24 protein-coding genes are annotated in these 22,336 nt (G+C 51.0%); 12 read left to right on the forward strand and 12 right to left on the reverse strand.

The window, feature by feature from the left end:
• Entirely contained in the window at positions 1 to 519 is a 519-nt protein-coding gene (locus tag AC4QZR_RS15860) for a rhodanese-like domain-containing protein (protein WP_494481793.1), read from the forward strand.
• Entirely contained in the window at positions 512 to 1,117 is a 606-nt protein-coding gene (locus AC4QZR_RS15865; RefSeq protein ID WP_494481794.1) for a TIGR04282 family arsenosugar biosynthesis glycosyltransferase, read from the forward strand. Before AC4QZR_RS15860 ends, AC4QZR_RS15865 begins: the two co-directional genes overlap by 8 nt.
• 3 nt (positions 1,118 to 1,120) lie before the next feature.
• On the opposite strand, the gene AC4QZR_RS15870 is transcribed toward AC4QZR_RS15865, so the two are convergent.
• Positions 1,121 to 2,287, reverse strand: a complete 1,167-nt coding sequence (locus AC4QZR_RS15870; RefSeq protein ID WP_494481795.1) for a L,D-transpeptidase family protein — start codon at positions 2,285 to 2,287, stop codon at positions 1,121 to 1,123.
• Positions 2,288 to 2,489: 202 nt separating this feature from the next.
• Here AC4QZR_RS15870 and AC4QZR_RS15875 point away from each other — a divergent pair, with 202 nt between their 5' ends.
• Positions 2,490 to 3,173 (forward strand): DUF2461 domain-containing protein, encoded by a 684-nt coding sequence (locus AC4QZR_RS15875; RefSeq protein ID WP_494481796.1) that lies wholly within the window; start codon positions 2,490 to 2,492, stop codon positions 3,171 to 3,173.
• A gap of 84 nt (positions 3,174 to 3,257) precedes the next feature.
• On the opposite strand, the gene AC4QZR_RS15880 is transcribed toward AC4QZR_RS15875, so the two are convergent.
• The 6 genes from AC4QZR_RS15880 to AC4QZR_RS15905 form a co-directional block, all read right to left on the reverse strand.
• Complete coding sequence (locus tag AC4QZR_RS15880) at positions 3,258 to 3,674, reverse strand: hypothetical protein (RefSeq protein WP_494481797.1); 417 nt, start codon at positions 3,672 to 3,674, stop codon at positions 3,258 to 3,260.
• 106 nt (positions 3,675 to 3,780) lie between these two features.
• Positions 3,781 to 4,548, reverse strand: coding sequence for an FmdB family zinc ribbon protein (locus tag AC4QZR_RS15885; protein ID WP_494481953.1), 768 nt, complete (start codon positions 4,546 to 4,548; stop codon positions 3,781 to 3,783).
• Complete coding sequence (locus tag AC4QZR_RS15890; RefSeq protein ID WP_494481798.1) at positions 4,545 to 4,958, reverse strand: hypothetical protein; 414 nt, start codon at positions 4,956 to 4,958, stop codon at positions 4,545 to 4,547. The genes AC4QZR_RS15885 and AC4QZR_RS15890 overlap by 4 nt, the downstream gene beginning before the upstream one ends.
• A gap of 209 nt (positions 4,959 to 5,167) precedes the next feature.
• Positions 5,168 to 6,526 (reverse strand): MptA/MptB family glycosyltransferase, encoded by a 1,359-nt coding sequence (locus tag AC4QZR_RS15895; protein WP_494481799.1) that lies wholly within the window; start codon positions 6,524 to 6,526, stop codon positions 5,168 to 5,170.
• Positions 6,523 to 8,004 (reverse strand): cellulose synthase family protein, encoded by a 1,482-nt coding sequence (locus AC4QZR_RS15900; RefSeq protein ID WP_494481800.1) that lies wholly within the window; start codon positions 8,002 to 8,004, stop codon positions 6,523 to 6,525. The genes AC4QZR_RS15895 and AC4QZR_RS15900 overlap by 4 nt, the downstream gene beginning before the upstream one ends.
• A 19-nt stretch (positions 8,005 to 8,023) precedes the next feature.
• Positions 8,024 to 8,716 carry a glycosyltransferase family 2 protein gene (locus AC4QZR_RS15905; RefSeq protein ID WP_494481801.1) on the reverse strand — a complete coding sequence of 231 codons (693 nt, stop codon included), beginning with the start codon at positions 8,714 to 8,716 and terminating at the stop codon, positions 8,024 to 8,026.
• A 137-nt stretch (positions 8,717 to 8,853) separates the two neighbouring features.
• Between AC4QZR_RS15905 and AC4QZR_RS15910 the strand changes: the two genes are divergently transcribed.
• Positions 8,854 to 9,342: a peroxiredoxin gene (locus tag AC4QZR_RS15910; RefSeq protein ID WP_494481802.1), complete on the forward strand. Its 489-nt coding sequence runs from the start codon at positions 8,854 to 8,856 to the stop codon at positions 9,340 to 9,342.
• 88 nt (positions 9,343 to 9,430) lie between these two features.
• Here the strand turns inward: AC4QZR_RS15910 and AC4QZR_RS15915 are convergent, their stop codons facing one another.
• From AC4QZR_RS15915 to AC4QZR_RS15930, 4 genes are all read right to left on the reverse strand, one after another.
• A complete protein-coding gene (locus AC4QZR_RS15915) occupies positions 9,431 to 10,015 on the reverse strand; it encodes a hypothetical protein (RefSeq protein WP_494481803.1) in 585 nt (194 codons plus the stop codon).
• 134 nt (positions 10,016 to 10,149) lie between these two features.
• Positions 10,150 to 10,731 carry a hypothetical protein gene (locus AC4QZR_RS15920; RefSeq protein ID WP_494481804.1) on the reverse strand — a complete coding sequence of 194 codons (582 nt, stop codon included), beginning with the start codon at positions 10,729 to 10,731 and terminating at the stop codon, positions 10,150 to 10,152.
• Between the two features lie 145 nt (positions 10,732 to 10,876).
• Positions 10,877 to 11,116 (reverse strand): hypothetical protein, encoded by a 240-nt coding sequence (locus tag AC4QZR_RS15925; RefSeq protein WP_494481805.1) that lies wholly within the window; start codon positions 11,114 to 11,116, stop codon positions 10,877 to 10,879.
• Positions 11,117 to 11,328: 212 nt separating this feature from the next.
• Complete coding sequence (locus AC4QZR_RS15930) at positions 11,329 to 12,678, reverse strand: neutral/alkaline non-lysosomal ceramidase N-terminal domain-containing protein (RefSeq protein WP_494481806.1); 1,350 nt, start codon at positions 12,676 to 12,678, stop codon at positions 11,329 to 11,331.
• A gap of 238 nt (positions 12,679 to 12,916) precedes the next feature.
• Between AC4QZR_RS15930 and AC4QZR_RS15935 the strand changes: the two genes are divergently transcribed.
• Complete coding sequence (locus AC4QZR_RS15935) at positions 12,917 to 15,169, forward strand: Tex family protein (RefSeq protein WP_494481807.1); 2,253 nt, start codon at positions 12,917 to 12,919, stop codon at positions 15,167 to 15,169.
• Positions 15,170 to 15,255: 86 nt separating this feature from the next.
• Here AC4QZR_RS15935 and AC4QZR_RS15940 read toward each other — a convergent pair whose 3' ends face one another.
• Positions 15,256 to 16,596 carry a PKD domain-containing protein gene (locus tag AC4QZR_RS15940; RefSeq protein ID WP_494481808.1) on the reverse strand — a complete coding sequence of 447 codons (1,341 nt, stop codon included), beginning with the start codon at positions 16,594 to 16,596 and terminating at the stop codon, positions 15,256 to 15,258.
• Between the two features lie 294 nt (positions 16,597 to 16,890).
• Between AC4QZR_RS15940 and AC4QZR_RS15945 the strand changes: the two genes are divergently transcribed.
• The 7 genes from AC4QZR_RS15945 (at position 16,891) to AC4QZR_RS15975 (ending at position 22,293) form a co-directional block, all read left to right on the forward strand.
• Positions 16,891 to 17,640, forward strand: a complete 750-nt coding sequence (locus AC4QZR_RS15945) for a YgaP-like transmembrane domain (RefSeq protein WP_494481809.1) — start codon at positions 16,891 to 16,893, stop codon at positions 17,638 to 17,640.
• 147 nt (positions 17,641 to 17,787) lie between these two features.
• Positions 17,788 to 18,399 carry a hypothetical protein gene (locus AC4QZR_RS15950; RefSeq protein ID WP_494481810.1) on the forward strand — a complete coding sequence of 204 codons (612 nt, stop codon included), beginning with the start codon at positions 17,788 to 17,790 and terminating at the stop codon, positions 18,397 to 18,399.
• Positions 18,400 to 18,531: 132 nt separating this feature from the next.
• The gene (locus tag AC4QZR_RS15955) at positions 18,532 to 19,440 is read left to right on the forward strand and encodes a M48 family metalloprotease (RefSeq protein ID WP_494481811.1); all 909 of its coding nucleotides are present in this window, start codon (positions 18,532 to 18,534) and stop codon (positions 19,438 to 19,440) included.
• Positions 19,441 to 19,543: 103 nt separating this feature from the next.
• Positions 19,544 to 20,263, forward strand: coding sequence for a head GIN domain-containing protein (locus AC4QZR_RS15960; RefSeq protein ID WP_494481812.1), 720 nt, complete (start codon positions 19,544 to 19,546; stop codon positions 20,261 to 20,263).
• Between the two features lie 14 nt (positions 20,264 to 20,277).
• A complete protein-coding gene (locus AC4QZR_RS15965; RefSeq protein ID WP_494481813.1) occupies positions 20,278 to 20,871 on the forward strand; it encodes a hypothetical protein in 594 nt (197 codons plus the stop codon).
• A 221-nt stretch (positions 20,872 to 21,092) separates the two neighbouring features.
• On the forward strand, positions 21,093 to 21,302 hold the full coding sequence (locus tag AC4QZR_RS15970; RefSeq protein WP_494481814.1) for a hypothetical protein: 210 nt from the start codon (positions 21,093 to 21,095) through the stop codon (positions 21,300 to 21,302).
• A 55-nt stretch (positions 21,303 to 21,357) separates the two neighbouring features.
• The gene (locus tag AC4QZR_RS15975) at positions 21,358 to 22,293 is read left to right on the forward strand and encodes a M28 family peptidase (protein ID WP_494481815.1); all 936 of its coding nucleotides are present in this window, start codon (positions 21,358 to 21,360) and stop codon (positions 22,291 to 22,293) included.
• The last annotated feature ends 43 nt before the right edge of the window (positions 22,294 to 22,336 follow it).

Below are 22,336 nucleotides of genomic sequence, written 5' to 3' on the forward strand. Positions count from 1 at the left end.
ATGCGCTCTACCTGGCATCATCGGCTATACCTGACTTTATCGTTCTGTCTGCTGCTGTCAGCCTGCAAACAACCTTCCGATGCAACTTACCACCTGATGCTCCGGCAGCTCTACAGCCACAACGTGGATACGATCTCAGCAGCGCAAGTGCAACAGCAACTCAGGCAAGGTATAGCACCTCTGTTGCTCGACACTCGCAGCAAAAGTGAGTACGAGGTAAGTCACCTTTCCGGTGCCAGATATGTGGGCTATGCAGACTTTGACCTTTCTGACCTGAAAGACGTACCCCAAAATACACCCCTCGTGGTATACTGTGCTGTCGGCTACCGCAGCGAAAAAATAGGGGAGCAGTTACAGGCAGCAGGGTATACCAACGTGCGGAATTTGCATGGCGGCTTGTTTGAGTGGGTGAACCACGGGCTGCCTGTATACAACGAGCAAGGCCAAACTACAAAAGTGCATGGCTATACCCGCGCCTGGGGTATATGGCTGCGCGAAGGAGAGAAAGTATATGACTGAGAAAAACCTCTTGATGCTCTTCGTTCGAAATCCGGAGTTAGGCAAGGTGAAAACCCGCCTGGCAGCCAGTGTAGGACCCGAAAAGGCACTCGACATTTACCTGCACCTTCTACGCCATACCCGCGACATCACCCGGCACCTGCCCCTTGACAAAGTGGTGTACTATTCTGAAAAAGTAGAGCAGGACGACCTCTGGCCCGCGCCACATTACCACAAAAAGCTTCAGCACCCCGAAGGCGACCTGGGTGAGAAGATGAAAAAGGCTTTTGAAGCGGCTTTTGCAGAGGGCTATACCTCGGTGGTTATCATCGGGAGCGACTGTCCTCAGCTTACTTCCGAGATCATCAACCAAGCATTTAAGGCACTGAAGACACACGAAGTAGTGGTTGGTCCGGCTTTGGACGGAGGCTACTACCTGCTCGGCATGAAACGCCTATACCGAGATTTTTTTCAGGACAAACGCTGGAGTACGGAGCACGTCTTTCCTGACACGATTGCCGATATAGAACGCCTGCACCTGAGCCATACCTTATTGCCATACCTTTCGGATGTGGATGAGTTGGAGGACCTGCAGGAAAACTGGCCGGAACTGGGCTAGTACTTACTGTCCCAGCCGCGCTTCCTCCACTTTGTCGTACCCATAGATATCTTCCCGAAACTGGATGACTGAAAACTCATCGGCCCATGCCGTCAAGTACACGATGATCAGGGGCACAGGCTTTTTGAGCCGGATGAATTGCTCGTCCTTGCCAGAGGCCAGCACCTTTTCAATGCGCTTGTCCGATAAGCCGCTCCGCTCTTGCAGCAGGTATAGCGCCAGGTCCTCGGGGTTTTGTAAACGGATGCAGCCATGGCTCAAGGCCCGCCGCTCGAGTGCGAACAGCTGCCTGTCCTTGGTGTCGTGCAGGTACTGACTCACGCGGGTGTCGAAGAGGAACTTTATGTGTCCCAGTTCGTTATGCGGCCCAGTAACCTGCACGATCCGGTAATTGAAATTAGTGGCCGTCACAGTGCTCCAGTCCACGCTCCAGGGGCTTATCTTTTGCCACCCGCCCAGCGGCTTAGGCCGGAAAAGCTCCATGTCCCGTTTGGCCAGGTAGCCGGGGTCTCGTTTGAGGATGGGCAAGATCTCTTTGGAGGCAATAGAGTTTGGGATGTACCAATAAGGGTTGAAAACGATGGTATGCAGCTTGGTATGGTTGACGATGGTTGGGACGTTCGGCTTGCCCACAATAGTGCGCATGTTTAGTAAGACACTGTTCCGGTCGATCAGCCGCAAGGTATAGTCCGGTATGTTCACGATGAGGTAGGGCTGTGGCAGGTCGCGGCTGAAAGCTTCCCAGCGGTACAGGCTATTCTGCAGCTGGTGCAGTCGCTGGAGGGGCGGGATGTTGAGCGCAGCCACGGTGCGTGGCCCCACAATACTGTCGGCTTTGAGCGCGTGCCGTGCCTGAAACCGCACGATGGCTGTTGCCAGCTGGCGGGTATAATACGTTGTGCTTTCAGTGGTATCAGCACTGGCCAGGTCGCCGGTTAGCAGCAGGTTGGCGCGAAGATGGGGAGTATAACGGCTGGTGTCGCCGGGGCGGAGGAGCAGCTTGCCAGGGAAGGTATACCAGGTGCTGTCTTTCAGCCCCTCGTACTGCAAAATGGCCTGGCGGAGTTGCTGTTTCTGATCCGGCACGAACAGCCATACCTCCGTAGAATCGCTGGCTATACCTGGAAATGCGTATAGGAACAGCAGGATCGGAAGGAACAGGCGTGCCATGAGCGTTAGAATTGGGGTGGTATTTGGATGTACGCAGTCAGCTGAAAGAAGACGTATTCCTATCAGGAAAACATCTGTGTCTGACAATTGGTTTGCTCAGCGCAAAGGTATAAATTGTCTTCTCTGGCAAGGCCACAAACAAAGCCGCCTGGCAGATAGTATAAAGCCCAACATACCGCTATAAGCACGACGAGATCAGCCCATGGCAACAACGATAGACAAAAACACACTGGCCTTTCTGGCCGATCTGACACAGAACAATAACCGCGAGTGGTTTCAGGAAAACAAGAAGCGCTACGATGCTGCCCGCCAAAACTACCTGGATTTTCTGGATGAAATGCTTGATGAGATGGCCCTTTTTGAGCCTGTGGCCATCGGGCAGAAAGGCAAGGACCTGGTGTTTCGTATTTACCGCGATGTGCGCTTCTCCAACGACAAGCGACCTTACAAAGACCACTTCGGGGCCTATGTAGCCGAGGGAGGGCGCAAGTCTACTTTGCCGGGCTACTACCTGCACCTGGCCGCCAATAACAATTCCTTCTTGGCCGGCGGACTGTGGATGCCCCCCGCTGACTATCTCAAAGCTGTGCGACAGGAGATCGACTACAACCTCGATGGCTTGGAGCGTATCATTCAGGCACCTGACTTCAAAAACCGTTTTGGTGGCATACAGGGAGAGCAACTCAAAACCACACCAAAAGGCTACGACAAAGACAACCCCGCCATCGAATACCTCCGCTTCAAAAGCTGGAACGCCACCATGCCGCTACTTGACAAAATCGTGCTTAGCAAAGATTTCATGAACACTCTATTGGATGGATTTAAAGCCGTGAAACCGTTTAATGATTTTCTGACAGAGCCGTTAAGGGATATTGGGGAGGAGTAAAAGGCCTTGTAAAGGCAATAGCTGAGGCTGAACCGAATTTATTGCTTGAGCCTCTATGGGTTCAGTGTTTTTTATCTGGAGAACTTATCGTTCTGTTTGGTCTAAAAGCAGGTGATAAAGCTTTTTCCTTCTCAAGACAATCGTTTTAAGCTTCTGACTTGAACCGTCCTGGAGTTGCAGTACAATACCGTTCGGCACAATCCCAAAGGTATTTGTCCTTCTCACCGCAGCTATTTCATTTAGAGGAATCTCTGTGATGCTCACATGCTTGCGAAGAAATGTCTTGATAGGCGTAAAAATGAGTTTGGACTCAGTCGCGGTGATGATTCCACCGGGTGCTAAAAACTCACTCTCCTCTACAAAAGCACCATACCTCGACAGCAGAATACTTTCCTTTTGGTTTTTACCTTCCTTCGTGCCTACGCCTGCTGGCTGACAATTGGCTGTGTTTATCAGGAGAAGTGCAGTTGCTGAGATCAAGCTTATAGTTTTCGTAGGCATCTTTCAATAGGAGATGAGTATCAAATTGAAATACGAAAGCTGTCATGCTTTGGCTATTATGAAACGGCTTGTATAAAAGGCGAACGAGGCGTAGCCGAAGATTTACTTATGTACTAGGTTTATCTGCTTTAATTTCTCTTTCAATCTCTTGAAAACGTTGTATGAGTTCCTCTACTTTCTTTTTATTACAGTTCGGGCAGAAGGTTCTTCTTTTCAAGTCAATTCCGCTAAATTCAAACTTATAAGCGCCGCATTTGGTACACTTAAAATATTCGATTTCTCTTATCCGATACGCTTTTGCATACTCACATTCAATGTCTGGTCTACAAACGTTCAACTCTGCGAAGTCGTGAGTGGTAAAGGTGTTATTGGTGACAACTTTCTTTAAATTCTTTGATCCTAAAATTGGTCTAAATCCTGATTCAGCTACTATAATATCTAACAATCGAAGCTCAATTAAGCTATGTAATCCTCCCAGTGGCTCAAGTGTTCTATACTCAATCTTTTTTCCTGAGCCGTCCCAGCCAACAGGCGTTTGTATTGCCAGCTCTTCTAAACCGCTTAAATTTTTTAAATCCTCTAATTCATTGTCCGTAACTACGTTCTCTAAAGTAAGCTTTTTCAAATTGGGTAATGCCTTGAGGAATGACAGATTTCTGCCTTTAAATGCTCTGATTTTTAACTCTTGAAGATTATAGAATTCAGACAAAATAGACAAGTCATTATTTTTATCACATTTTACATCAACCTTGATGCTTTTTCTATTAAGTGATTTTAACTCTGCTGACTCAATCTTCATTCTTTTTTTAACTCTTATTGCAGATAACGGTGTACGTATAGCAAGTGCCGCAGCGTCAGCAAGCCTTTGTGCTATACCTTGTTAGGGGTTAGGTATTCTTCCGTCACTGCTGCTGATGATTTCTTCATTAAACTATAGTCTACTTTCCTGTTGAGGTAGCTTGTGGTACAGAATAAAATAAGTGACACGGCCAGAACAAAAAGTATAAAGTCAGTTAGTGTAAGTGAATTAAGCACCCTAGCAAAGAACAAAGCGAGTACCAACAAAATAGCTATCACTAAACTGCTTAGCGCTCCTAAGCTGATAAACAGTATAGGATTCACAAGCTCTTTTATGCCAGCTAGCTCAAGAATCAGCCAAAAGGCCCCTACAAAGATTAGCAGAACAGAGAGAGTCTTGAGTATACTCTTTTTTTTCTTTCTATCTCTATCATCAACTGATGAGAGAAAAATCGGCAACTCTGATAAGAGGTCAAGAATCCCCATTAATGTCTTTTAGTTTTTCTATTAATTACTACTTCCCCCTAACTAATGTATAGCAGGAGTACCTACTCCCACTATCTGTACTATGAATGGCATTACTGGACACATCCCATCCTCAATCATCTTGCAATGGATTGGACGAAAATCATCCAGTCAATTTAGCATTGTTTCAGACTTCATCCAAACGCTTTTACCGGGTTAGGCTCTTAAAATTACTGTGGTTGCGCCACACTCTGCCGGGGTAGGTTGGCGTGCTTCTTCTGCTGGCGGTACAGGTATAGCTCGGCCACTAGCCAAAGCCCCACCAGGGTATACTCCAGCGCCACGAGCCACAGGTTCTCGGTATAGGCGCTGGTGCGGTAGGCAGCATAGCTGAAAATACCCAGGCAGCTCCAGACTATAGCGTAACGAAAATGGCTCAAGGTGGTGAGCGCCACCAGCGTGGTGATATACCAGGGATGCACCGTGGTGGCCAGCAGCAGGTATACCGTTAGGGCCGCTGCCATGTAGCCGGCCAGTCTGCGCACGGAGCCTAGCTTCTTCACCGCCGCCATCGACAAAATAACGACCAATGCTGCCAGCGAGAGCAGCGGGCCGATCACTGCAATCTGGTTGTAGCCCGTCAAGCGGTAGCCCAGCCAGCGGAGCAGGTAATAGATGCTGGCATTGAACTCAAATCGTTGAAAATACAGGTCTATGCTTTGCCAGATATTGCGCAGCACCTCTAGCGAAAGCAGCGGCATAAAAAGCAGCAATAAAACAACAGCCATCACCACTCCAAAGCCAACAAAGCGCTTCAGGCCAAGCTTGCGCCACACAAAAGGCAGGAACATCAGCGGCAACAGTTTACTGGCAATGGCCAAAGCAAACGGCACCGCTGCAATAAGATATCGCTGGAAATGTAATTGATAGAGAGTGAGCAGCAGGAAAAAAATCAATAGCGCCTCCATGTGCAGATTGCCGGTCAACTCGAGAATCACCAACGGATTGAGGGCGTAAATATGCACGTAGCGGTCGGGAAGGGCCATGCGGCGCAGGAGGCGCAGCAAAAGCAGGATGGAGCCAGTCTCGGCAAGCAGAATAATGACCCGCATCACGAGCATACTCCCCGTGAGGCTTTCAGGGGAAAGCGCTGCTGCCAGCCAGAACATACCTTGCAGTACCGGCGGGTATAAGGTATAGTAGTTCGGAGAGTTGAGTTGCGCAAACAATTCAGCCGTGAGGCCAGGTATAGCCATTGCCTCTTCGCCCACAAACTGCGAAGGCAGGTATAGGAAGGGGTTTTCACCGGCCAGCAACAGTCGCCCGTCCCACACAAAACGGAAGTAATCGTCGGACAGCGCAGGTATAGCAAACAAAAATAATAACCTGAAAAACAGACCGGCCCCTATGCCATGCCATACGTTTAGTTTCTGGTTCGTGACGTAGGCGTAGATGCCGAAAGCCAGCAAAGTGAGCAGAAGCAACTGTGTAAAATTCTCGCGGGGCGTCGCGTAGCCCAGTGCCAGGTATACCAGGGCCGATATTCCCAGCAAGGTATAAGTTACTATGTGCTTTCGGGCGAGGCTCATGCGCGGCGGCTGTGGTTGAGCGAGTATACGAAAACGGAGCCAAAACCGAGCATCAGCATTACATGGAACGGCATCAGACCATAATCCTGCAACTGGAAACCTACCACGATGCCGTATCCGAAATAAAGCGTGAGCAGCCCCTCCAGCAAGGTAAGCGGTTGGAGGCTCGTGATGGTGTAGGCGTGCTGGCGCCAGGAGTCGCGGCGGTGCTGCAGGTTGTGCTTGGGTGTTCGGATAAAGGGTGTTTTGCGGCCCAGATAGCCTTCCAGCACTGCTACCGTGTTGTGCAGCGACATCCCCATCGAAAGCGACAGAAACAGGAAAAACTCAGGTATAAAGCGCCGGGTGGTGAGCCATGCCGAACCCGTTTGCTGATAACGGGATGTCCAGTAAAAAACCAGCAAAGCCAGCAGGCTAACGATCAGCAGGGAGCCGAGTGCAAAAAGCAGTTCAAGTCCTGGCACGCTGTGCTTCAGGTATAGCATGGGTATGCTGAGCAGGGCCGTGAGCAACACGCAGACAAAAATACCGCTGTTGAGCAGGTGAAAAATAGCGTGTAGTCGGGTAGGAAAAGACATAGGCGAATGAAGCACTTTGCCTAAATGTTTGCGGGCGGTTTCGGCAGCGCCTTTGGTCCAGCGGTATTGCTGCGACTTAAGCGCGCCCATGGCGGCAGGCAGTTCGGCAGGGGCTTTGACATCCTGCAGGTAACGGAAATGCCAACCCCGCAACTGGGCGCGGTAGCTCAGGTCCAGGTCTTCGGTTAGTGTGTCGGACTGCCAGCCACCGGCGTCCACAATGCAGCTTTTGCGCCATACCCCGGCCGTGCCATTGAAGTTGATAAAGTGTCCGCCGCTGTTGCGACCAACCTGTTCTATCGTAAAGTGGGCATCCAGCCCGAAAGCCTGCAGGCGGGTGAGCAGCGAGTAGTCCTGGTTCAGGTGACCCCAGCGGGTTTGCACCACGCCCACCTGTTCATGATCAAAAGCAGGTATAGTCCGTTTCAGAAAGTCAGGGTTTGGGACGAAGTCGGCGTCGAAAATGGCAATAAACTCTCCCGTGGCTTGCTGCAAACCATACTGCAGGGCACCCGCTTTATAGCCGCTGCGGTCAGGACGACGCACGTGCTCCAGGCGCAGGCCGGTGCTGGCATACCTATCAATCTTTTGCCGGATCAGCTCGCTTGTATCATCAGTCGAGTCGTCGAGCAGCTGGATCTGTAGCAAATGGCGGGGGTAGTCGAGGGCGGCCACAGCGTCGATCAGGCGCTCTACCACATAGCGTTCATTATAAAGCGGGAGTTGTACCGTTACAGCAGGCCAGGTATAGCTTTCGTCAGGTATAGCCTCCGGAGCAGGCATCTTTTCCCGGCGGGTCCAGTAGAGGTAAGTGAGGTGCAACTGCACCAGGCTGTAGCAGAAGATGAAGGCCAGACAAAGACCATACACGGCAACAAGTAGAAGCTGAGGGATTGTCATGTGGTGGCGCTGGTTAAGGCTACAGGAGCTTAAATATAGTCAATAAAATTTTATACCCGGCCAGCACAGAGCCCTTGACCGTACCCGATACTTTGGACACGCCGATGCGCTTACGGTAGTTTACGGGTACTTCCGCATACCTGATTTTTTGCTTTGCCGCCCGCACCTGCATCTCCACCGTCCAGCCATAATTTCGGTCGCGCATGCCTAGCTGCTGCAGGGTGCTGAACCGGATGGCCCGGAAAGGACCCAGATCGGTATAACGGACGCCATAGAGCCAACGCAGCAACGTCGTAGACAGCCAGTTGCCGAAAATCTGCTGCGGCATCAGGGCACCTGCTTCCCGCTGTCCCAACACCCGCGAACCAATTACCAGATCGGCTTTTCCGTCCAAAATAGGCTGCACCACCTGCGGCAGTTCATCGGGGTAGTCAGAGTAGTCGCCGTCCAGAAAAACGATGATGTCGGGTTGCTCCTGTGCATGCTTGGCTGCGGCGTAGGCTATACCTTTCAAGCAGGCGTTGCCATACCCGGGACGAGGCTCATCGAGCACGGTGGCGCCCGCTGCCCGGGCCACTTCAGAGGTGTTGTCCGATGAATTGTTGTTCACCACGATCACTTCCTGCACCATATTTGCAGGTATGTCCTTGATAACGTGTGCGATAGATTTTTCTTCGTTGTAGGCAGGTATAATAACGCTGATTCGGGGCATGCTGCAAATTTGGGCAAAAAAAATATGCTAAGCTATGAAGGATCAGGTATAGCTTTTGTGGGAATAAGAATATTACCTTTGCGGATTGAACCTTTCGGCAATCGGAAGGCTTTTAGAGATTAGCACTTTTTTTTATTATGGGTAAAGATGTAGTTAAGATTGGAGATAAAGCCCCTGATTTTGAATTGCAGCGATTGGATGGTGGTTTTTTCCGACTTTACGAGTTGTTGAAAAAGAAGAATGTGGTGCTGTACTTCTACCCGAAGGACAGTTCAACCGATTGTACCAAACAAGCCTGTGAGTTCAGGGATCACTATGATACGTTCCAGGACCTGGAGACAGAGATCGTGTGCATCAGCTATGACAAAGCCGACTCCCACAAACGCTTCGAGCGGATGTACCGTCTGCCTTTTACGCTGTTGAGCGATTGCGATGCCCAGATCCGGAATCTGTACGGGGTGCCGCGCAAGTTCGGTATCATGCCGGGCCGTTCCATCTATGTGATCGACAAAAAAGGGGAAGTGCAGTATGTGTTCAACTCGCTGTCAAAGCCAGCCGAGCACGTGCAGCAGGTACTGGATGTATTGTACGACATCAACCACGATAGCGTAGCCCAGTACGCCTAAGATTTGTAAAACCTTATAAAATGAAAAGGCCCGGTGTTTTTCGCACCGGGCCTTTGCTATGGTATATCTTTTTTATAGGTATAGCTTCTTATTCGAAGATCAGCTCCAGTTTCTTGTCATTGTAAAACTCTACACTCAGGAAGCCGCTCTGCTTGTTAAATAGAATGCGCTTCACGTTTGTCACCTTACTGGCATCGTTGTTTGTCAATTCGTACACGTCGTTATAGAGCACATCATTTACCTCAACAGAGGGGTAGGTAGGCTGGGCAAGATTTAACTTGTACTCACCCCGTTCATCCACGGCCACCGACACTTCCAGGCTGTTTTCGCGCTTCAGGAAATAGGTGGCAAGACCTGGGTTTTTGGATGTGCTGGCGCTGTTTCTGGCCACATCTTCCATCACACTGTAAGCCTGTATATCAAAATGGCCGATGCAGTTGTCAGAAATGTTGTAGCCTTCGCCTGGTACCTGCTCGGCTATCAGTGCCGTGTTGGTATACGCGACGGTGTCACCTACCTCGTTCAGAAAGCGGACAGTGTCTCCCCGATCATAAACAAGCCATTCCACATCTTTTTCGTCAAATTGAGTGGTTGTGGTTTCGCAATCTTTGCAAGAGGTAAAAAGCAGGGTTGCCAGAATAAATGCGCCTGCCAGTTTAATACGGTGTGTCATTGAGGTGAAATTTGAATGTAATGGTGAATTGTTCCTTTGTATTAGGTATAGCTATACCTACTGGTAAGAGTCGTTTTGGAGGCAAAGCGTTGCAAGCAGTTATAAAAATAAATGTTGCAACTCTTTTCAGAGACTTAGGGAGTGGGAGGAACCCGTGTAAGTGTTCGCTTATTTAAATAAGCAACCTGCAGAAAGCCAAACTCGCGGTTGAACAGGATGCGGCTCACACCAGTCGCGCTACTGTCCGGGTTCACGACATCGTACACATCCTGATAAGTGATGCCTCCTACGGCAAGGGAGGCATGATCCGGCGTGTCGGTATTTTGGATAGGAAGCTCTGCTTTGCCGGCTACTACCAGGCTTACGCGAATTGAGTCGGGCATGCGCAAAGCTATCACTGTTAAGGCCGGAAAACGTCGGCCGCTATGCTGCATTACGCTGGTGCGGCGGGTATAGTACTGCTCAATGCACACATCAGCCGGACCAAAACCATCGCCAGGTATAGGATCGGAGTTAACACGGGTATTCACAAACACGCGGATAGTATCGGGTGTTCTACTGTCAACCATAAGAAGAGAATCGCCGGCGTTGTACACGGTCCAGCTGCTATCGCCGTTCTCAAACTGGGCCACTGTAGTTTCGCAGTCGTTGCAGGAACTGAGCCATAAGGAGGCACTGAACAGCGACAGGTATAGGAATAAGCGAATTGATTTCATACGTTCATCAGGCTATACTGCAAATTAACGAACTTAATTTGGTTGATAGTCTAAAAAACGCAGATTAGCGACTTAAGGTAGGTGTAAAATAAAAACAGCCGGATAAAAACCCGGCTGCTCTGTTTAACTATCATCGTCACATCACTTACTCGCGCATCCTCACCATTACTGGCACTGGCTTCAACTCCGGTCTGAACACCAGCCAGAGCACTACGCCCAGCAGGGTACCCGTCAGAAAAGTCGGAATAATTACCAGCCATCCCATCACACCGCGGCTTTCTGCATCGTGGTAGGTCCATACCAGCATAAAGATCACCAGCAAAGAATAAACAGTAAAAGTTAGAAAAAAGAACAAACTAGCTATATCTGGCAAATACGTTTCCATTATCGAAGATTTAAGTAACACAAAATGAGAACTATAAGCCCCATGTTATTTAAACCCGGATAGCTGCTGTTTTGTTTATAACAATTTCAATACAATGATATGAATATGAGTTATATGGAAGTGGTATATTGTATTTATCTGGTTGATCAGGTATAAAAAGAAGAAAATGCCAGTATCAGGTATATACCTTTCTGCTTGTGAAAGACCAATTACTAAGGCTGCTGAAGCTTGTATTGTTGTATGATCCTGCTCAGAATATCTGTGAGGTAGCTTCCGCTATGCGGCCCGTAAAAATTCATGGACCGGGTTTCATACTTCTTCATTTGATAGTGCTGGTCAGGTGTGATATACCCGATGTACCCGCCATTGAACCCGGTCACGACCACAGGTAAATCCCGTCGCTCAAGCAGAGGCAATAGCTCGCCCGAATAATCAGCCGGAACGCCCAAAAGCACCGCCTCGCCCAACTGCATACTATTGATATAAGCAGGATATTTGCCGAACAGCCGGTTAAACAGGAAAGGGGCAAAGCGATAGTTGGTATGCAGGCGCCACTGTGGCTTGGGGAGCAGCAATGAATGCCTGGCATAGCCAAGGCGGGCCGTGTGGGTCAGTTCAACTGCCGGGAGCTTCTCCAATATGGCTGCCGCCAGTTCCTGCCCCACGGCAGCTGTGCTCTCATACGTATCGCCATGCGGTGCCATCACAGCCTGACTACCCACCGCACCAGCCGCAAAAGCAGCAAAGTCCACACTTTTTTCCAGCTGGTCTACCAATTCTCCCGGATAGTCACGCGAAAGCACCGCATCCATGGAAGGAAGAATGGTGGGGTGTGCTGCAAAAGTAGCCAGGACGGCCGTTTTACAGGAATCCTGTTCTATTTTGAAGAAGCGGATGGTTGTATCTCTACCAGTTAAGGAGCCCGTCAGACGATTGCGAACTAAGTGAGGGGCATAGGCTTTACTATAACCGATTTGGGAGGGCTGCTTGTTTTGCCGGGCCAGCTGTATACTCTGTACGATATGAGCGGTGGTCTGCTGCACCAGCTGCTTGCTATACCTGCCTGCCATTAGTTTTCCCACCAACTTCTGTCCCCAGCCCCCGAAACTGCTATGCGTGTGGGTTGCACTCAGGTATACCTGCCCGGGACTCAAGCCTAAGGCTGCATATTCCTTCTCCAATGCAGCAGCGACTGTCATGGGAGCAATGAGCATATCGAGTGCGACGAAAATAACTTCTGTCTGGCCGTTGTCAAACGCGAATGTGCGCACCCACACCAAGTCGTGCACGGCGCTATACCTGAGCCCTTTGCGTTTGCCATAGCCCGCCAACGGACTACCAACAGGTGGGGTGATGTTCACTTTAGCCCAGCCAACCCGCAGCGAATCGTTTTTACTCGCAACTGGAGGTTGCTTTTCGAGCTCCTGCAGGGTATGGTGGTAGTAGTCGGTCTGTGCATACGGCGTGTGGTCGATGCGCTGCACTACACAGCTCTGCATCGTGCAAAGCAGCAGACTGAGCAGCACCCACAGGCGGAATGTATTATGTATCGGGAATCTCAAGCCTGCGAAGGTATAAAAATATTTAGCAAACAGTGTGACAGCCAATTAGGGTCTCAGGTCAATTTACAAGCGTCAGATGTTTCGCTTTCAGGCAATATCGTTTAAATTTGACGTTCCTTAGGCAAACAGGTATACCTCGAGACCGGGGAAATGTGCGGGAGAATCAGGAAGGGCTGAGTTTATACCTTCCGCTGTGCTTTTTTCCGCCTTACAGTCAGATTATTCTTTACCCAAATACATGGAATTAAACGTTGACCATTTAATCAAGATTGCCACCGAGCTTTCCATCACCATTAAGCAGGTGGAAGCCACGGCAACCTTGCTGGACGAAGGCGCCACTGTGCCTTTCATTTCCCGTTACCGAAAAGAAGCCACCGGCTCGCTCGACGAAGTACAGGTTGCCGCCGTGCGCGATCGTCTGGAACAGTTGCGTGAGCTCGACAAGCGCCGCGAAAGCATCCTTAAATCTATAAGAGATCAGGAAAAGCTGACGCCGGAGCTGGAAGCGCGCATCATGGCTGCTGAGACCATGGCAGTGCTCGAAGACATCTACCTGCCCTACAAACCGAAGCGCCGTACCCGTGCCACTATCGCCCGCGAAAAAGGACTGGAGCCACTGGCGCAGCGTCTGTTTGAGCAGGAAAACATAGACGTGACTGCTGAGGCCGCTCAATACATATCCGAAGAGAAAGAGGTAAAAGATGCCGAGGAAGCCTTAGCCGGTGCCCGCGATATTATGGCCGAATGGATGAACGAGAATGCTGAGGCTCGTGCCACCATGCGCCAGCTTTTCGAGAAGAAAGGCACTTTCAAGAGCCGTGTGATGATGGGCAAGGAAGAAGAAGGACAGAAGTTCAAAGACTATTTTGAGTGGGAAGAACCGATCGAGAAAGCTCCTTCGCACCGCATATTGGCAATGCGCCGCGGCGAAACCGAAATGGTACTGCTGCTCAGTGCCCAGCCAGACGAAGAAGAAGCCCTTGAGCGACTGGAGCGCATGTTCGTGAAAGGCAACAATGCCGCTGCGCAACAAGTGAAGCTAGCTGCTAAAGATTGCTATAAGCGCATGCTCAAGCTGAGCATGGAAACGGAAGTGCGCCTGACCTCAAAGAAACGTGCCGATGAAGAAGCGATCCGTGTATTTGCCGACAACCTGCGCCAACTGCTCCTCTCTTCGCCGCTTGGTCAAAAAACCGTGCTGGCGCTTGATCCGGGCTTCAGAACCGGCGTAAAATCGGTGGTGCTGGATAAGCAGGGCAAGCTGCTGCACAACGAAACGATCTACCCGCACACCGGTCAGCATAAGGAAAGTGAAGCGGCACAGGCCGTCAGGTATATGGTGACCCGTTTTGAGGTAGAAGCCATTGCCATTGGCAACGGTACCGCCAGCCGCGAAACAGAGGCCTTCGTGAAAAGTCTGAAACTGCCGGCTTCGGTGCAGGTAGTGATGGTGAACGAAAGCGGCGCTTCTATTTATTCTGCCTCTGATGTTGCCCGTGAGGAATTCCCGGACCAGGACGTGACCGTGCGTGGTGCCGTTTCCATTGGTCGTCGCCTGATGGACCCGTTGGCTGAACTTGTGAAGATCGATCCGAAATCCATCGGCGTTGGCCAGTACCAGCACGACGTAGACCAGACTGCCCTGAAGCATTCGCTCGACGACGTAGTGATGAGCTGCGTGAACGCCGTAGGTGTGGAAGTGAATACCGCCAGCAAGCAGTTGCTGACCTACGTGTCGGGCCTGGGACCATCGCTGGCACAGAACATTGTGGAGTACCGCAACCAGAACGGACCGTTCAAAACCAGAACCGAGCTAAAGAAAGTAGCCCGTCTGGGCGACAAAGCCTTTGAACAGGCAGCGGGCTTCTTAAGAATCCGGGATGCGAAGAACCCACTGGACGCCTCGGCGGTGCACCCGGAAAGCTACCCGATCGTGGAGCAGATGGCTAAAGACCTGGGTGTAACCGTGCAGGATCTGATGCAGAAAGATGAACTGCGCAAGCAGATCAACCTGAAAAACTACGTGACGGATACCGTAGGTTTGCCAACCCTGCAGGATATCATCAGTGAATTGGCCAAACCAGGTCGTGACCCACGCCAGACCTTCGAGGCGTTCAGCTTTACTGAAGGCATCAACGAAATGAAGGACCTGCGTGAGGGCATGAAACTGCCGGGCCTCGTAACGAACATTACTGCTTTCGGTGCCTTCGTGGACATTGGGGTGCATCAGGACGGACTGGTACACGTTAGCCACCTGTCAGACCGCTTCGTAACGAACCCGCATGATGTGGTGAAGGTAGGGCAGAAGGTAGACGTAACGGTGCTGGAAGTGGATGTACCGCGCAAGCGTATCTCTCTAAGCATGAAAGGCGATCCGGCCGCAGCAAGACCTGCTGGAGGTGGCAGCAAGAAAGGCGGCGCCAAGCGCGAAGAGGAGCCAGCCAACGATTTCGCGGCAAAACTCGCTATGCTGAAAGGCAAGTTTAAGTAAGCTATACCTAGTACATTAATTTAAAAGCCCCGGTAAACGCCGGGGCTTTTTTGTTTTCTGTTGAAGAGATTGCTGCAAGGACTAAATTAAAGCACCGCCAGCCGCTGCGTAAATGACGCTCCTTTGAACTCAATCCGAACATAGTAGATGCCCCGGCCAAAATCACTCAGGTCCAGTGTCAGGTCGCGGTACCTTCCGGAAAAGGTATGCTGTACAACGGGGTGCCCCATGGCATTGTGCACGGTGAGGTGAACGGAGAATGGAAATGGAGGGAAACTGACGGTAAACCGGCCATCCGAACTTGGGTTAGGGTATATTTTAATCGGGCCAACCGTAATAGGCTTGTCAACAGGCTTCTTCTCCTCCGCTACTTGCACCGTCATGCGCTGCAGCGCCATCATCCCGTTCTCGTTGGAGGCCCTGAGGGTAATGGTGTAGGTCCCCGGTTGGCTGTAGGTATGGCTCGGTGAGGTCTCGTTGCTCACACTGCCATCCCCAAAGGTCCAGTAGTAAAGCCAGGCCCCTTCGGTCCGATTAGTCAGATGAACCGTCAGCCCCTTAGTCGAACTTCGGAAACGGATCTCAGGCGCCTGTCCAGTCAATGGCAGGTTGACGACAGGGGCATCATAGATTTGACGGAGTGAAATATCCTGATAGAAGAAAGGGTTGCTCCAAAGTGCGTTGCGCTCCACTGTGAGTAGCCCCCACGGACTCTCCCATTCAGGTGCCTTGTCGGGGTAGTTCCAGTGTGTTTGCATAACGCTATGGGAGGCCGCTTCGCGAGTGGCCTCTATTTCCTCGGGGTGGGGTAAACCAAAGGCATGGCCTAACTCATGCGCCATGGTGCCGTGTGGTACGCAGGGCCACATATTGCCATCGGGGTCGGTAGGGCATCTGCCAAAGTCATTGAACTCCGGAAAGTTCTCTACCGCAGTGATGGCCACTCCGCAGTAGCCGTCGCACCATTGAGCACCTCCTCCCAGGCCTTCGGGGCGGCCGGATTTAATCCAAAGGCTTACCACGAAACCAGGTTCCCAGATCGGGTGGCCCAGCTGATCCATTTCTGCAAGCAACAGGCCCCACCAATCCTCGCGGTAGTAGCTGGTGCTTTCCTTCGCCTGGTAGAAGATCACGGTGTCTGCATAGGCAAAGGTATAAGTGAGGCCGCCCGTGTTCACCTGAAACCAGGCTTGGATCTCCCGGGTGGCTTTCTTTATCGCATCGTATTCAGCCTGGCTATAGGACTCATCGTTTGCCACAACATAATAGACTGCCACTTTATTCTCAGCTAAGGCAGTCTGCATCTGTACACTGCGCTGCCCGGATGGACTGGGCTGTCGCTGGCAATCGGCTAGCATGTTATTGCGTTGCGACTGCGCCGGAAAGTAAAATACAAAGAAGGAGATAAGAAGTAATGCTGTTTTCATGAGATAAGATTAAGAAGCTGATTGAAGCTGAGGCAGAAAATAAATGCAATAGCACTGAACAGGAACCAGATCTACTCAGAAGATCCTATAGGGAAGGTATCAAAGGTATACGATTTTAGAATTCCTTATTATGGAAAGAGTAAAAAAAATCAGTGCATGTTTATATTGAGGAGGTAAAGTGCCTTTATTGGGGGATAAGATGAGTTCTTAATCTGCCGCAAGTGAAAGCGCAGCAACTATAATAGCCCCAACGCACGTATCCATTAAAACGAAATAGAACAAAACCAATAAGCTATGGATACATACAATGCCAATTACTCTAAAATGCTCCAGACGGAGCATATATTTCCGCCGGCCTCCGGGTCGAGCCACATCAACGTAAGCCGTCCGGAGCGGGTGCTTTCCGCTGTGGGAGGCGCTGCCATGGTCCTGGTAGGGCTTCGCCAATCCGGCACTTCCGGTATCCTCACGGCCCTGGCAGGCGGTGCTTTGATTTTTAGAGGCTTTACCGGCTTTTGCCCAGTCAACCAGATGATTGGCCGCGATACGGCAGAGAACGAAGACATATCAGTAGACATCATCAAGACCATTACGGTAGAGCGGCCCCGCACGGAGGTATACCAGTTCTGGCGCATGCTCGAGAATCTGCCGAAGTTTATGGAGCACCTTGAAAGCGTGCAGTCCAATGGCCCGCAGCGTTCGCGCTGGGTAGCCAAGATTCCGGGAGGTATAGGCACCGTTTCCTGGGATGCGGATATCATCCAAGAAAAAGAAAACGAGCTGATTGCCTGGCGTTCGCTGCCAAACTCCGATATTGACAATGCCGGGGAGGTGCGCTTTTCTGATTCTCCGGATGGTCACGGCACCATTGTGCAGGCTGTTATTTCTTACAGTCCGCCAGCGGGTTCTGTCGGAGGCTTAGCTGCCAAAATGCTCAACCCGATGCTCAAGACGATGGTGGAAAAAGACCTGCGCTACTTTAAGCGCTACATGGAAACGGGCGAGGAGAAGCACAAACACCACCAGCCGCTCGGCGCTACATGATCGGGCGGTAGGTATACAGCAACATTAAAGATGAAAAGAAGCAGGTATGGCTCGGGCTATACCTGCTTCTTTTTGTGCCATACCTGAATTACTTATTGCGAACTATTGCTTTATTTGCATATCAGAATGTGTGATAATGACCTGAAGATGAATAAAGTATGTAACGTTGCTCTGTCGCTGGCTCTAATGCTGGTCGGTCTGTCCTGCAAGCAGGCACAGGATATCAAGGCATTTACGGAAGCCAGGTATAGTCTGCAAAGCATAAAGGATATCAAGCTCAACGGAATTGACGTAGAGGAGCGCATACAGCAACGACGCGGCTTCACGCATGAGGAGGGTGACAGCTTGCTGGCCTCCGTGACCAGCAACTCGCTGGAGCTAAGCGCCACCCTGGCACTGCATGTTGCCCTGCAGAACCAAAGCGAAGAAAAACGAAACCTGACCATCACCCGCCTGAAATGGCTGCTGGAAGTGGAAGGAGAGGATGCACTGACCGGCACCATCGAGGAGACCATGGTGCTGCACGAGGGACTGAACCGGCTGTCGATCGCTACGCCTGTGGGGCTGGCCACAGACGGCAACATGCCCAATTATACAGGTCTCTCGAGGCTGATCACGCTGCTGGGGCAACGGGTGGACATACGCCAACACCTCACCCTTAAGATCAAGCCCACAGTTAAAACCCCAGTAGGCAATATTGAGTCTCCGGCCTTTATCACGGTTAGTAAACCGAGCAGTTTAGTGGCTTTCTTCCGATAGGGTATAGGTGCCCGCGCTGGGAGAACGAAAAGTACAAATCTGGCAAAGTACTTGCATAGCAAGCTATACCAGCCTCCACTTATTTTTCGTTTTGGATATGCTGTGTTTATCCATCTACAGAAAGGACATCCTATGAATCGATTGAACATCATTTGCCTGGCCCTGCTGCTGGCCCTGACTCCGCTTTTTGTGGCAAGGGCAGAAGCAGTTCCTAGCCCGGCACCCTATACAGCCGCCAAAGCCGCCCCCCGCGACGTGATCAGTGAGATCATTGACGTGATCGGACTGAAACCGCGCTTTGAGGTACGGTCTGCCAATATCGAAAATGCCGCTGCTGTGATCTACAACGGCAAACGGTATATCCTCTACAACGAACATTTCCTGGACGCCATCAACAACGCGGTGCATACCGACTGGGCTGGCGTGAGCATACTGGCGCACGAGATCGGGCATCACCTGAACGGCCATACCTTGTCCGGTCAGGGTAGCAACCACGCCGATGAACTGGAGGCTGATGAATTTTCGGGCTTTGTACTCCGCAAGATGGGGGCCAGTTTGGAGGAGGCACAGGCTGCCATGCAGGTGCTCTCCGATGAAAGAAGCTCGGCCACGCATCCGGGGCGCAGTTACCGGCTTGCGGCCATCAGCAAAGGCTGGGGCAACGCCGACGCCCAACTAATGGCCAGCGTAAATGGACAGCAGCAACAACCGATGGCAAGCAGGAGCCGACCGCCACAGCAGGCAAGGGAGCAAATGCAGCAGCCAACCAGAGCCAATACGGTCGCTCAGGGACTGGACAGCCGGCTGGTGCTGCGCAAGGTGGTGTTCAACAATGCGCCCGACGAGCAGTTTTTCCTGACCACGCGTCTGCAACTGGTGCACATGACCGAACGGGGCGCCCGCATCATTGGCAAGCTGGCCCGCACCAATAACCGCGATTATCCTTTCTACTTCGAGAGCGACTACCTGCAGGGCTTGTTTGTGACAGACAGCGGCGTGCTTGTGAACCAGCGTGGGCAAAGAGTAGGGCATTTCAGCTAAAAATTAGTGATGGCATTAAATTATTGAGTGGACAGAACATGCAGTTTTATGCAGCTGCAGCAGGTTTATCTAACTTGCAATTCTAATTAAGCTGCATAAAACTATGAAATCTACTAATTTTGGGCGGTGGATGCTCCTGCTTATCCTGCCTGTACTGCTGCTTACCTCCTGCGACGATGAGGATTGTATCCGGGGAAGAGGCGACGTGGAAACCCGGGAGTACAACCTGGATGCGGTCAGCGGACTGCGCGTGAACGGGGATACCCGCGTTTTTGTTAGACGGGGAGCCACGCAGCGGATCGAAGTACGGGCGCAGCCGAATGTGCTGGATGCGATCAGCACCAATGTGTCGAACGGCGTATGGGATCTCAGTTTTGACAGGTGCCTGCGCAGCCACAAGACGGTGGAGGTGCAGATGACTGTTACAGAGCTGAGCAGTGCCGAATTGATCGGGTCAGGGCGTATAGAGCTGCTGGATGAATTTGAAGCAAATGACTTCCGGGTCGTGCTCGATGGTTCCGGCTATCTCCGCATAAATGCCCTGGCTGACAGGCTAGCGAGCAGACTGACCGGTTCCGGCAGCATCGACCTAGTAGGGGAGGCTGGCGCACAGGATATCAGCCTGTCCGGCTCAGGCAACGTAAAGTCTTTTGGGATGCGTAGTGAAAGTGCCGGCGTTACGCTAAGTGGCTCAGGAAATGTGGAAGTAAACGCTGCCAATGAACTGGCTGTTACGATCTCCGGCAGCGGAAACGTGTACTACCAGGGAAACCCAACTATTAACTCAACTATTTCAGGCTCAGGCAAAGTAATCAAGCGCTGAGCAGTATAAAGCAAATGATCAAAAAGACAAATCTCCTATCTTTCGCCCTGTTACTGGGCATCGCCTTATTCGCATTTTCGTGCGGCACCAAGAGCGACGTTGATGCTTTTAAGGAAGCGAAGTATAGCCTGTCAGGTATAAATGAAGTGAAGCTGAACGGCGTGAATGTGCTGAACAAAAAGCGGCCCGAGGATTTCTCTTTCAGCGAGGCGGCGCTGCTGCTTTCGGCCTTTTCGGACAACAATCTATCCGCCTACTCTAGCCTGGGGCTGAACGTAGAACTGGACGAGGGCAGCCAGGATCGCAGCATGACCGTGACCAAGCTGAAATGGCAGTTGCTGCTGGATGGCAAGCAGACGCTGAGTGGCATCGTGGACGAGCCGGTGGAATTGCGCCACGGTTTGAACACCATTAACGTGCGCACTCCTATCAAACTGGCGGAGGAAAACGGCGGTTCCGGACTTAATAACCTGTTGCGACTTGTGGCGATGCTTTCCGAGAAAGAAGGTGGCAGCCGACCGGATATTTTACTACAGATCAAACCCACTATTCAAACCTCGGTGGGTCCGATAGAACTGCCTGCCTTTATTGATGTCAAGAAAATGTAAAAAACTAGAATACAATTAGTTGCTATACCTGAACGGACCGGTCTGCAGACCGGCCCGTTCAGTTTCCAGGGCTTTGAATAGCATCCGGAGGCATCTGGTAGGGGTTCTGTAATTTGTTTTAAAATAATTGTAACATTTAGAATCGTTGAACGTAAGTGGCACGCTCCTTGTTTAAATCACATCTGACAACCATTTGTAAGACCACTAAAACAGGAACGAACATGGAATTCGACGTAATCGAAGCAAAAGACCTACAGGCACTCGTAAGCAGAGTTCAGGACTACGTAAAAACAGGATGGGTGCTGAAAGGCGAGGTTTTTGAGAAAGACGGCAGCTATACCCAGGAAGTAGAGCGCCGTGTGGCGGAGCAGCAGAAAAAAGCTTCAACTCGCCAGAAAAGCTGGGTAGCCTGGCCTGTTCTGAACAACTAATCTTTTATAAGGGCGTGCTGGCGATTTTATAGTAAATTCGCCCAAAATATAGCCTATGAAACGCCACCTCTCCTTTGTATTCTTACTCATCTGTACGCTGCAGCTTTCTGCACTCGCTCAGAAAAGGGTGCTCGATCCGCAGGTGCTGCTGCGCGACGTGCAGGTACTGTCCGCCGACTCAATGGCGGGCCGGTTGAGCGGCACGGAAGGCAACCGGATGGCGCAGGAGTACATCGAAAAGCGTTTCAGCGAGATCGGGCTGCAGACCTATAACAACAGCTACCGCCATACCTTCCGTCTGGAAAGTAGAGGCGTTGTAGTGGAGGAGGCCATCAACCTGATCGGCTTTATACCTGGCAAAACCGACAAAGCCCTCGTCCTGACGGCGCACTACGACCATGTGGGCGAGAGCAAGGGAGAGATCTACAACGGAGCCGATGACAATGCCTCTGGCGTGGGTGCGCTGTTGGCTGCTGCTGCCTATTTTAAGAAAAACAAACCTTACTATACCTTGGTCTTTGCCGCGCTTGATGGCGAAGAATTGGGTCTGCAGGGTGCCAATGCCTTTCTGGAGAATCCTCCGCTTACCCTGGAACTGATCCAACTGAATGTGAACATGGACATGCTCAGCCTGAACGACAAGGGCGAGCTATACGCCAGTGGGTCTTATCATTATCCGGCCATGTTGCCACTGCTGCATCAGGTCAAGCCAAGGCCGCAGGCTAGGTTGCTAACAGGCCACGACCGGCCTGAGCAGGGTAAGAATGACTGGACCCGACAGTCCGATCATTATCAATTCCACAAGCGCCAGATTCCGTTCATCTACTTCGGGGTGGAAGACCATCCGCATTACCACAAACCGACGGATGTGTACGAAAATATCAATCCCACCTTTTATCCGGATGCGGCCTCACTCGTCATCGATTTTGTTCAGCTGCTGAACAAGAAACGCCCGTCCCTTCGTGCAACTGCTTCAACCACTGAGTCTTAATAACAAAGGTTATTATCTGCCAAATCAGCCCTGCAACAAAAGA

The organism is Pontibacter sp. YIM B11418 (assembly GCF_059278805.1).

Coding starts and splice junctions, on each gene's coding strand:
- AC4QZR_RS15940 (WP_494481808.1), bottom strand. CDS start 16,596: ATGAAAACAGCATTACTTCTTATCTCCTTCTTTGTATTTTACTTTCCG.
- AC4QZR_RS15965 (WP_494481813.1), top strand. CDS start 20,278: ATGATCAAAAAGACAAATCTCCTATCTTTCGCCCTGTTACTGGGCATC.
- AC4QZR_RS15925 (WP_494481805.1), bottom strand. CDS start 11,116: ATGGAAACGTATTTGCCAGATATAGCTAGTTTGTTCTTTTTTCTAACT.
- AC4QZR_RS15945 (WP_494481809.1), top strand. CDS start 16,891: ATGGATACATACAATGCCAATTACTCTAAAATGCTCCAGACGGAGCAT.
- AC4QZR_RS15860 (WP_494481793.1), top strand. CDS start 1: ATGCGCTCTACCTGGCATCATCGGCTATACCTGACTTTATCGTTCTGT.
- AC4QZR_RS15975 (WP_494481815.1), top strand. CDS start 21,358: ATGAAACGCCACCTCTCCTTTGTATTCTTACTCATCTGTACGCTGCAG.
- AC4QZR_RS15875 (WP_494481796.1), top strand. CDS start 2,490: ATGGCAACAACGATAGACAAAAACACACTGGCCTTTCTGGCCGATCTG.
- AC4QZR_RS15895 (WP_494481799.1), bottom strand. CDS start 6,526: ATGAGCCTCGCCCGAAAGCACATAGTAACTTATACCTTGCTGGGAATA.
- AC4QZR_RS15910 (WP_494481802.1), top strand. CDS start 8,854: ATGGGTAAAGATGTAGTTAAGATTGGAGATAAAGCCCCTGATTTTGAA.
- AC4QZR_RS15950 (WP_494481810.1), top strand. CDS start 17,788: ATGAATAAAGTATGTAACGTTGCTCTGTCGCTGGCTCTAATGCTGGTC.
- AC4QZR_RS15900 (WP_494481800.1), bottom strand. CDS start 8,004: ATGACAATCCCTCAGCTTCTACTTGTTGCCGTGTATGGTCTTTGTCTG.
- AC4QZR_RS15890 (WP_494481798.1), bottom strand. CDS start 4,958: ATGGGGATTCTTGACCTCTTATCAGAGTTGCCGATTTTTCTCTCATCA.
- AC4QZR_RS15955 (WP_494481811.1), top strand. CDS start 18,532: ATGAATCGATTGAACATCATTTGCCTGGCCCTGCTGCTGGCCCTGACT.
- AC4QZR_RS15865 (WP_494481794.1), top strand. CDS start 512: ATGACTGAGAAAAACCTCTTGATGCTCTTCGTTCGAAATCCGGAGTTA.
- AC4QZR_RS15870 (WP_494481795.1), bottom strand. CDS start 2,287: ATGGCACGCCTGTTCCTTCCGATCCTGCTGTTCCTATACGCATTTCCA.
- AC4QZR_RS15970 (WP_494481814.1), top strand. CDS start 21,093: ATGGAATTCGACGTAATCGAAGCAAAAGACCTACAGGCACTCGTAAGC.
- AC4QZR_RS15920 (WP_494481804.1), bottom strand. CDS start 10,731: ATGAAATCAATTCGCTTATTCCTATACCTGTCGCTGTTCAGTGCCTCC.
- AC4QZR_RS15905 (WP_494481801.1), bottom strand. CDS start 8,716: ATGCCCCGAATCAGCGTTATTATACCTGCCTACAACGAAGAAAAATCT.
- AC4QZR_RS15880 (WP_494481797.1), bottom strand. CDS start 3,674: ATGCCTACGAAAACTATAAGCTTGATCTCAGCAACTGCACTTCTCCTG.
- AC4QZR_RS15960 (WP_494481812.1), top strand. CDS start 19,544: ATGAAATCTACTAATTTTGGGCGGTGGATGCTCCTGCTTATCCTGCCT.
- AC4QZR_RS15935 (WP_494481807.1), top strand. CDS start 12,917: ATGGAATTAAACGTTGACCATTTAATCAAGATTGCCACCGAGCTTTCC.
- AC4QZR_RS15915 (WP_494481803.1), bottom strand. CDS start 10,015: ATGACACACCGTATTAAACTGGCAGGCGCATTTATTCTGGCAACCCTG.